This is a genomic window from Candidatus Neptunochlamydia vexilliferae (assembly GCF_015356785.1).
Classification (GTDB): Bacteria; Chlamydiota; Chlamydiia; order Chlamydiales; family Simkaniaceae; genus Neptunichlamydia; species Neptunichlamydia vexilliferae.
Map to the genome: position 1 here is coordinate 1 of NZ_JAAEJV010000066.1, position 8,444 is coordinate 8,444.

General features: G+C 38.6%; 11 protein-coding genes. 7 read left to right on the plus strand and 4 right to left on the minus strand.

Going from position 1 to position 8,444, the window contains the following annotated elements; all coding sequences use genetic code 11:
• Nucleotides 1-71: 71 nt before the first annotated feature.
• Nucleotides 72-296: a hypothetical protein gene (locus NEPTK9_RS08280; RefSeq protein ID WP_194848366.1), complete on the minus strand. Its 225-nt coding sequence runs from the start codon at nt 294-296 to the stop codon at nt 72-74.
• A gap of 450 nt (nt 297-746) precedes the next feature.
• Here NEPTK9_RS08280 and NEPTK9_RS08285 point away from each other — a divergent pair, with 450 nt between their 5' ends.
• The 5 genes from NEPTK9_RS08285 (at nt 747) to NEPTK9_RS08310 (ending at nt 4,797) form a co-directional block, all read left to right on the plus strand.
• Complete coding sequence (locus tag NEPTK9_RS08285) at nt 747-1,385, plus strand: Lpg1974 family pore-forming outer membrane protein (RefSeq protein ID WP_194848367.1); 639 nt, start codon at nt 747-749, stop codon at nt 1,383-1,385.
• A 210-nt stretch (nt 1,386-1,595) separates the two neighbouring features.
• Complete coding sequence (locus NEPTK9_RS08295) at nt 1,596-1,946, plus strand: hypothetical protein (RefSeq protein WP_194848369.1); 351 nt, start codon at nt 1,596-1,598, stop codon at nt 1,944-1,946.
• Nucleotides 1,947-2,338: 392 nt separating this feature from the next.
• The gene (locus NEPTK9_RS08300) at nt 2,339-2,785 is read left to right on the plus strand and encodes a hypothetical protein (protein ID WP_194848370.1); all 447 of its coding nucleotides are present in this window, start codon (nt 2,339-2,341) and stop codon (nt 2,783-2,785) included.
• Nucleotides 2,786-3,260: 475 nt separating this feature from the next.
• Nucleotides 3,261-3,953 (plus strand): hypothetical protein, encoded by a 693-nt coding sequence (locus tag NEPTK9_RS08305; RefSeq protein WP_194848371.1) that lies wholly within the window; start codon nt 3,261-3,263, stop codon nt 3,951-3,953.
• 412 nt (nt 3,954-4,365) lie between these two features.
• Nucleotides 4,366-4,797, plus strand: a complete 432-nt coding sequence (locus NEPTK9_RS08310) for a helix-turn-helix domain-containing protein (RefSeq protein ID WP_194848372.1) — start codon at nt 4,366-4,368, stop codon at nt 4,795-4,797.
• A gap of 166 nt (nt 4,798-4,963) precedes the next feature.
• On the opposite strand, the gene NEPTK9_RS08315 is transcribed toward NEPTK9_RS08310, so the two are convergent.
• The 3 genes from NEPTK9_RS08315 to NEPTK9_RS08325 form a co-directional block, all read right to left on the minus strand.
• Entirely contained in the window at nt 4,964-5,188 is a 225-nt protein-coding gene (locus tag NEPTK9_RS08315; RefSeq protein WP_194848373.1) for a helix-turn-helix domain-containing protein, read from the minus strand.
• A 15-nt stretch (nt 5,189-5,203) separates the two neighbouring features.
• Nucleotides 5,204-5,992, minus strand: a complete 789-nt coding sequence (locus NEPTK9_RS08320) for an SEC-C domain-containing protein (protein WP_194848374.1) — start codon at nt 5,990-5,992, stop codon at nt 5,204-5,206.
• 516 nt (nt 5,993-6,508) lie between these two features.
• Nucleotides 6,509-6,712, minus strand: a complete 204-nt coding sequence (locus NEPTK9_RS08325; protein ID WP_194848375.1) for a hypothetical protein — start codon at nt 6,710-6,712, stop codon at nt 6,509-6,511.
• A 213-nt stretch (nt 6,713-6,925) separates the two neighbouring features.
• Between NEPTK9_RS08325 and NEPTK9_RS08330 the strand changes: the two genes are divergently transcribed.
• Both NEPTK9_RS08330 and NEPTK9_RS08335 read left to right on the plus strand, forming a co-directional pair.
• On the plus strand, nt 6,926-7,516 hold the full coding sequence (locus tag NEPTK9_RS08330) for a recombinase family protein (RefSeq protein WP_194848376.1): 591 nt from the start codon (nt 6,926-6,928) through the stop codon (nt 7,514-7,516).
• Nucleotides 7,517-7,695: 179 nt separating this feature from the next.
• Complete coding sequence (locus tag NEPTK9_RS08335; protein WP_194848377.1) at nt 7,696-8,310, plus strand: type IV toxin-antitoxin system AbiEi family antitoxin domain-containing protein; 615 nt, start codon at nt 7,696-7,698, stop codon at nt 8,308-8,310.
• Nucleotides 8,311-8,444 lie beyond the last annotated feature (134 nt).

The window sequence follows — 8,444 nt, forward strand, 5'->3', positions numbered from 1 at the left end:
TTTGGGTGCTCATGCTGGCTCGCCTTGGTTATATTGGATACGAAACCAACCATTTATGCATATTTAAAAATTTAAGTCACGACTTTGCAGGGATCCTGTAGTGATGTATGAGATGTGATCCCCCGAATAACATTTGTAAAGCCCCGCTCCCTTAGAAAAATACTCATATCGAGTGTTTGATCATTTTTACAAGCCCATCTAAGCTCCAGTAACAGTGCACCCCAGTCGCTTTGGGTTACCTCATTTCCTAAAGCGCTTTCATAGCCATCCACTCCGACACTTTCAATAGCTTCCATAATTTCCCCTTCTTAAGATTTTTGATAAAGCAACTTTAGCATAGGAATTATGTTTAAATCAATTAAAATAAGTGGTTTATATTAATTAAAAAATAGAAATAGCACCTAGCCAACCCCTCTCAATTGATTTGAGTTCTTTAACTTTGTGTAAACTTTTCATTTTTCTTGATTGATTACTCCTTTTAGGAGTAGCATGATTTCTATATTGCATCTAAGTATTTGATGATCAGTGCAGTATCGAAATTTTTAATTGAATTATTCTAGAAACGGAGTTTGACCATGAGAAATATAAAATTTGCAATCACTTCAGCTTTTTTGTTGCTATGCTGCTTTTCAGCTTTTGCTGCTGTCCCATCTACAAGTCTAGTACCCTTAGTTCCTGTAAATGAAAAAACACCCAGCTTGCCTCGCTGGAAGGAATCTCGTCTGGATGATCCCCAAGAAAGCCCCATGAGTTTTTCAGCAACTCTTTTGATGCTAAAGGCTAAAGAGGGACAGTCTCTTTTGGGAAACCATTATAACCCTGGATTTAGATTAGGAACAGGATCTAGCATAGGAAATTGGATCATGGGCTTTAGTTTCACCCACTATGAGTCTTCAGACCCCATCCAGGACGCCCTTAAAGTTAATTTTGCGCTCAACGATTATGAACTTGCTTTTACTCGCCCTTACACTGTTGAAAAAACAGTTAGACTAGAGCCTTTTTTAGGAGCTGAGTATGCAAGAACAAGGAGAAATTTTCTTTGGAACCAGTCTACAGTATATAACTGTAAATTTGATGGCACTGGACCTCAAATTGGCCTACGAGCCTTTAAGGAACTCGTAAAGGGGATTAGCCTTAAGGGAAGTTTAACTCAGTCGGCTCTTTGGGGGCGCACGAATTGGGGATCGCATAAAAAAAGGAAACTAGCTCCTATCACTAAACTAAGCCTTGGAGTCGAGTGGGGGCTAAAAAGAGCTCAAGGTCAACGCATTTACTTAGCTGCTGGTTATGAAGGCCAGTACTGGATTAACGAGCTTGCTTCAGGTGACTTCTCAAAAAACCTTGGTTTGCAAGGTTTTACCGCTCAAGCAAAAGTAGATTTTTGACCTTAAAATAGAATGAAGAAACAGTCGAATTTATTAAAATACATGTCCTTAGCAGCACTACTTTTTTCCTCTTGTTCTCACATTCAGGTAAAGGAGCATCACATCTCCTTTGAAGAGAAGTTAGAGTTTAATCAAAAAGAGGGAAAATGGGTCAAGTGCCAGGCAGCGCGAGAAAAGGTCACCTTCTAATAATTATTTGAGGGGGAACTTATGGAAAACAAAACCATTATACAAGCTACAACGGGAGCTTTAGTTGGAGGGGCCGTTGGCTTTGCAGGAGCTATTGCTATGAATGTTATCATAGCAATTCAGCTAATCGCTCTATCATTGATCCTTCCTCCGGTACTGGCTTTTTCAAAACTAGCAGGAAAGCGCTCTGCTGTTGCTGCGGCCATGCCAGATGTGTCAGGACTTGTCGTGATTGTAAAAATTTCTTATCTTGCATTTCCTATCTTAGGTGCTTCTTTTGGGGCTGCTATAGGAGTGGGAATTGGTAAAGGTGTAAATTGGTTATTCCCAACAGAGGCAAGTCAAATTAAGCAAGAAAAGCCTCATTCTTAGGAATTAGCCCTTCCTTGACTTCATCGTCCGTTCTACATGAAGTTTTGAGATGAATTTAAGTGCACTTAAATCTTGGTTCCTCCAAAAAATCAGTCAACGGGTTATCTCCCAATAAATTCTCCTGATATCAATTTCCGATTATACTATCCAAAAAAAAATTTGAAATGCCGCAATTTAAAATTGAGTTAGCTTAAGGAGATTCAAATCTTGCCGTTTTTAGAGATTCGAGGATATGACCTCATTTTGGAGACTTGAGAGTATAGGGTCTTTAAAAAAAACTTCTCTAATTTTATAAAAATAAAATTTATTAATAAAAAATGATTTATCTTACAATTAATTATCCTGTTTTTTATAATAATACAAGATTTAAAACCCCTAGAAAGGAGAAGACTATGGGAGCAGTTTCTGATGCAGATGGAATGTGTATTCTTTATACAGAAGAGGAGTGGCATTCCTATAGCGATATAGACTTTAAACCAGTTGAAGGTGCTTTAAGAAGCCCAGAAGCAGTACACGCAATAATAAATATTATGCGCGAAGAAATTAATGGGTTGCAAGCACTTAATGCTGAAATGCAAAAGACTATCGGAAAAATAAATCGTCTTAATTGTGGTCTAGTGCTTGCTTTTACTTGCGAAACAACCCCGCGAATGAAAAGAGTTCAGGAATCGATGCAAAAACGCATTGCTTTTCTAAAAAACGATGCTCCAGAAGGAGATCTTAAGAACCAAGCGATTAAAACAGCAGAGCAAGGAATTCAACTGCTTAATGCAAACCTAAAACTCTTAAACCAATATCAGCAAGCTGCGCAGTCGCATGGAGCATATATACTCTCTTAAACATTGAAATTATCGTGCCTTGGGCTCTCCGAGGCACTGCTACGATCTCCGAAGCCAGTTGATGTAGGTGGAGTAAAAGTGAGAGAATTTATCCCGCATAATTAGAGAACAATGTCATTCTATGATACAAAAAATATCCAAAGAAAGTGAATGAAGTTATTGATGAGAAAGATTACCTAAAGGAAATAGAACAAGCCCTTAAATGCCCTTGTTCATAGGACGATGGACTGAAAACCTTTTAGCTTCAATTCCCGCCATTTAATAATCCTCAAGACTTTTACCCTCTTTTTCGCCTTATATAAAAGATTGGCATGGGTTCCTAGACCATTACTAACCTAGCTAGAAGAGCATAGTTCTTTTGGAACCACAGTCAGTTCTCGATTGCTAACATATAAAAGCGAATGAACCTGAGTCTTTTCGAAAAATTCATCTTGACGATTGCTAAATTTCCTGTAAATTGAAAAAAAGGCAATAAGTGTACAGAGTCATTTTAAAAATATTCCTTGCTTTTAGCATGCTCGCGGCGATTTTTAGCTCATGCACTCGATATTATCATATTGAGGCAAATACATTTGTTGATTCCAAAACAATTCCCAATGGATTTCATCCAGGCAGTTCCTTTGCTATCCATCCCTTTGAAAAGGAACAGACATTCCTTGAAAAAGAGGTCTCTCAAAAAATAGAACAAATCCTCGTAGATAAAGGGTACCATGTGGTTCCTCCTAACAAGGCAGACTATTACCTAACTTTTTCAATTTCAATGACAAGTTCCACACACATAGTTCAGGTTCCCGAATATGTACCCGGAAAAACCAAGACAAAAAAAGGGTCTTATGGGGGCATTGAGTATGAAGAAGAAATAACAGAAGACGGAGATGTGATCTATGTTCCAGAAGAGCAAACGCTCTATCATGGAGAGCTTATCGTGATTGCCTATGATCCTATACTTTACAAACACTCAAAAGAAGATAGCAAGATTTGGGAAGGGACAGCTATCAATTCTGATGAAAATAAAGACTTAAGGCAAGTTGTTGATTACCTTCTGGTTTCGCTATTTGAATACTTCGGAAAAGGTACTAAACGGAGTATAGAAGTTGAAATACAGGAAAATAGTGAAGAAGTAAAAAAACTCAGAGACCAGATGGTGGGCCTTTTGCGATCCTCATAGCTCTTTCCTCTGCCTAAGCCCTTATGATTAAGGATAGAAAGTTATGCAAGAGTATAAAAACCTAGTTTTTTGTTCTTGACATCGGGGCATAGCTTCATAAAAAGTAGAACCATCCAAAGAAACCCCCTTACCATTCACTAGAGAAAAAGCCCTCTCAACCTATATTTTTATTTTTAATAAAAAAATAGGTTGATTTTAATTTTTTTTTTGTTAAAATCTATGCCATAAAGGTTGAAATATTAACAAATTGTTAAAATTAGGGTTTTTCATGCCTAAGCAATCAGCCTATTTTTGAGTAAAAGCGCGGTCCTAAGGTTTCCCATTTCTGTACCAGTCGTTACAGAAATTTCCCTTTATGATACCCGCTCCCCAACTGTAAGATATAACAACCCTAAAAGACTTAAGGAGAAAAATGAATACAGAAAATAAAACCAGTTTAGACCAAAGGCCAAGAAAAGTTGTTTCGATTACCGAAGCTGCACGCATCAATGGTGTGACAAGACAGGCGATTTATGTCGCGATCAAGCAGAGCAAGCTTAAGGCAAATAAAGGCTTAAAAACATGGGAAATCAATATAGAAGATTTAGAGGAGTACCGTCGTAACAGGTATTCGAGAACAAAATCCACTTATAAGGGTCAGTTGCTCTTTGACAACAGTAAAGGTTTTTACTCGGTCAATCAAGTATCAAAAATCCTTGGAGTAGAGGCCCAGAAAATTTACTATGCAACCCGCGTTGGTGCATTAAAGGCATCACGTAAAGGGGCCGCCTGGGTGATTCATATTGATGATGTTAAAGAGTATGGAGAAAAGCACCTAAACATGTCTTTACAAAAGGCAGTTTAAGTACGCATGTAGTGCCACCGATGGTGGCAGCACTTTTTCAGACAAAACAGGGCAACCCTTGAACTGGGTTGCCCTTTCATACCTGTCTTAAAAACTTTTACCCAGCTCCTTTACTTTTAAGAGCAGCCCTTACAAGAGCTCCTTTTTCCAGAAACAGAAACCTTCTTTACAGTCGAGCAGCTTCCTCCTTTTTTTTGGCGATTTTTCCATAGATAAGCTCTTTAACTGAGACCTTTCCATCTGTGAGCTCATCAATCTTTTGAGCTGTTTTTAAAGAGGGGCGACTCCTTCCTTGTAAGATCTTCCATAAACATGTTCTACTGATTCCGACCATTTGGGCAAAGAGCTTCTTTTTCATCCCTGAATTATCGATAAAATCCTCTAATAACATGGTTTAGCCCATCCTTCAATTCCTTCTCGTCATCTCCAAGATCTCCATCCGCCTTAAAAAATAGCCTGATTCTAAAATCGCCTTTGCTTCATTGATTGCCCAGTGCTTCCCCCCTCCCACTTTTTGAGTCACCTTGATCAGAGAAAGAAAGTGAGACTCAGCCTCAATGAACCTTTTTTTATCCAAAGCTCTGCAGATTTGAATCAGCCCCCAAAGAGCAAACTCGGTCAAATAAAAAGACTTTCTATTAGGCTCGATGTTTTGAAGGTTATCAGGCACCCCAATACTGGGGAGCTCTTTCGTATAACCACTCTCAAAAATATGCCACCATCGAAACAGCTTAACGGATAGAGCATCACACTCTTTAAAATTCTGAAATACTTTTTCCAGAGATTGCCTTTCTTCATTCACCTTATACCAGACAGCCAAAACCACTTGAACGGCTGGATGATCGGGGTATTTTTCATATAAATACAACAGCTCTTCAATAGGAAACGGCTTCTTTTCTTTATTGAGAGCCTCTGCACAAAGGGAAAGGTTAAAACAATCCTTTTGATTTTCAAGAAAAAAAAGCTCCTTGTCCGGTACGACTTTAACCCCTTTTTCCAGATGTTTAAAAGGTCTTTTCTCTTCGCTTAAACAACACTTCTTATATTTTTTTCCACTCCCACATAGGCATAAAGCACCTTTCGGAGGATAAAGAGCCATTCCCCTGACCTCTTTCGAAAAAACCTCTAAAAGATTTTTTGCCAATTCCACCTTCTCATTCGAAACACCATTAACAAATTCTCCGTTTGAAAGCATTCACTATCCTTATTTTCTAAAGCAAATAAACCAGAATAAAGTTTTCTGTGAATACTTGTCTAATACCCCCAATTAACATCCACTTAAGTTAACATAAAAATTAACTATTAGCGCTATTTCATAATTATCTTGCCACATAATTCGGAAAAAGACTTAAAATGGTTGATGTTGGTAAGCGATGAATGTTTTTGAAGAAAAACAGCTCCTAATAGATGAAGAAATAAGGTATTGTCAAGCCCTTAACAGTCTGTTGGACCCTCAACGTTCAGAAGCCCAGATCAAAAAACTTAAAAACAAGGCGAAATCAAGAGGCATCACACACAGCCTTAAAAACTATATTCGCCCCAGCTGGGATAGATAATTGCGATTCATATAGCAAAATATCAGAGCAAACAGTTGTGCAAGAATGCTCAATTTAGAAGGTTTTTAGATCAAGGTAAGGTGGAAAGCCCAATCTCCCGTTACTAAAGCAATTACAGGTTTAAGGCTTAACAACAAAAACGCCTCTATCAATTCTTACGCTTCTGCTTTAATCAACGCTTCAACTTCTTTAACAGCTTCGTCAGAATTTTCTCGTCCCCGAAAAATCTCCTTTTCCACACATTCCATAACATATGTTGAAAGACTCACTCCCTTAATTGCAGCTATTGCCTTTAACTTCCGATGTTGCGATGAATGCATACTAACAGTCACCTTAATAAAGCCTTTTTCTTGTGTCATAAAAACCATCCTGTTGTTTCTCTTTTTAAGACTATATCTAAAAGCCGTAAAAACTGCAATGAGATGTTTATGCTCTCTAAAATCCTTGCCGTATCAAAAACGATCGTTTTTGCACACACCCAACAAAATCCAATCAGATCCCAAAAAACCCGTTGCAAAAACTCTGTGCGTTTGATAAACTGTATCAAAAGACAAAAAAATGGTTTTTGAAACATGAATCAGGAAAATCATAAAACAAGAAAAGGTCTCTTAGTCGGATACGCAAGAGTTTCAACCTTTGACCAAAACCCGCAAATGCAAATAGACGCTTTAATCCAGGAAGGAATCGATTCCAGACATCTATTCGAGGAGAAAACTTCCGGAAGTACGCTCAACCGCCCCAAACTCAAAGAAGCCCTCGACTTTTTAAAAGCAGGGGACATTCTTGTCGTTTGGAAGCTTGACCGACTCGGAAGATCCTTACAAGACTTGATACAGATTATCCAAGAGCTCAAAAAAAGAGAGATTGGATTCAAATCCCTCACAGAAGGGATCGATACCACAAGTCCAGGAGGGATGCTGATTTTCCACATCTTTGGTTCTTTAGCCGAATTTGGCCGCGAGCTCATCCGAGAAAGAACCCTAGCAGGCCTCGAATCCGCAAGACGGCAAGGAAGAAAAGGTGGAAGGCCCAAATCGCTCAACGATGAGCAGAGAGAAACCCTCAAGGAGCTCATCGAGCAGGGGAGGGGAGTGTCCTATATCGCTCGAACCCTCAACACTTCGAGGTTTACGATCTACAGAGAAAAGAAGTCTTTAATCTAAACCTACTGAGCACTATGAACTTTAGGGTACACGTTCAAGGTGTTGAATCCCCTATGGAAAAGGCTTTTCAGCAGTATTCGAGAGTTTTTGAGCATATTTTTGCTAAGATAAAAAATGCTTATTATAAACAACTTAAGTATATTTTGACATAAAACCTAACGATTTGTTAGGTTTTATGTATGAGAGATAAAGAAATTGAACGACAGCTCTATGCTATAGCTAGTGTACAACAAGGGTATTTTACTGCATATCAAGCTAAACAAGCAGGGTATTCGGATAGTCGTTTTGCTTACCACGTCAAAAAAGGAAACTGGACTAGAGAAGGGAGGGGTATTTACCGTCTAGTGAACTATCCGTATGGTGATCGGCCTGATTTAGTCTATTGGAGCCTTTGGTCAATGAACCGACAAGGGAAGGTTCAGGGGGTATTTTCTCATGCAACAGCACTGACTATCCATGAGCTTAGTGATATCATGCCAGCAAACTATCATATGACCGTACCTAAAGGATTTAGGCGATACCATCCCCCTCCGGAAAATATTGTCCTTTATTTTGAAAACCTTTCTAAAGAAGACCTAGAGGAGTATGAAGGTTATAGGGTCACTAACCCTAAAAAGACAATTCAAGATGTTTTGCTAGATGAAGGGTTTCCTGAGGATTTGGTGGCTCAAGCAATCTTAGAAGGTCTAGAAAGAGGAATACTAACATTGGATCAAATTTCTGAATTAAAAAAAGGACCAAAATCAAAGCGGCTAAGTCGAATTTTAAGAGGAATCCAAAATCATGAAAGATAGAACATCCCTATCCCCAGCAAGCTTTCGTCAAAGTTGGGAGTGTAAAAATAACTGTGTAAATGGAATGTTGAATGAGAGATAATAGCCTTTCACTCAATAGAAAAAAGGCCGGAACGTAGAATACGTGGAGGCCA

What these genes read in the sequence shown, in the direction of transcription:
- NEPTK9_RS08280 (WP_194848366.1), bottom strand. Translation starts at nt 296, where the DNA reads ATGGAAGCTATTGAAAGTGTCGGAGTGGATGGCTATGAAAGCGCTTTA.
- NEPTK9_RS08285 (WP_194848367.1), top strand. Translation starts at nt 747, where the DNA reads ATGAGTTTTTCAGCAACTCTTTTGATGCTAAAGGCTAAAGAGGGACAG.
- NEPTK9_RS08295 (WP_194848369.1), top strand. Translation starts at nt 1,596, where the DNA reads ATGGAAAACAAAACCATTATACAAGCTACAACGGGAGCTTTAGTTGGA.
- NEPTK9_RS08300 (WP_194848370.1), top strand. Translation starts at nt 2,339, where the DNA reads ATGGGAGCAGTTTCTGATGCAGATGGAATGTGTATTCTTTATACAGAA.
- NEPTK9_RS08310 (WP_194848372.1), top strand. Translation starts at nt 4,366, where the DNA reads ATGAATACAGAAAATAAAACCAGTTTAGACCAAAGGCCAAGAAAAGTT.
- NEPTK9_RS08315 (WP_194848373.1), bottom strand. Translation starts at nt 5,188, where the DNA reads ATGTTATTAGAGGATTTTATCGATAATTCAGGGATGAAAAAGAAGCTC.
- NEPTK9_RS08320 (WP_194848374.1), bottom strand. Translation starts at nt 5,992, where the DNA reads ATGCTTTCAAACGGAGAATTTGTTAATGGTGTTTCGAATGAGAAGGTG.
- NEPTK9_RS08325 (WP_194848375.1), bottom strand. Translation starts at nt 6,712, where the DNA reads ATGACACAAGAAAAAGGCTTTATTAAGGTGACTGTTAGTATGCATTCA.
- NEPTK9_RS08330 (WP_194848376.1), top strand. Translation starts at nt 6,926, where the DNA reads ATGAATCAGGAAAATCATAAAACAAGAAAAGGTCTCTTAGTCGGATAC.
- NEPTK9_RS08335 (WP_194848377.1), top strand. Translation starts at nt 7,696, where the DNA reads ATGAGAGATAAAGAAATTGAACGACAGCTCTATGCTATAGCTAGTGTA.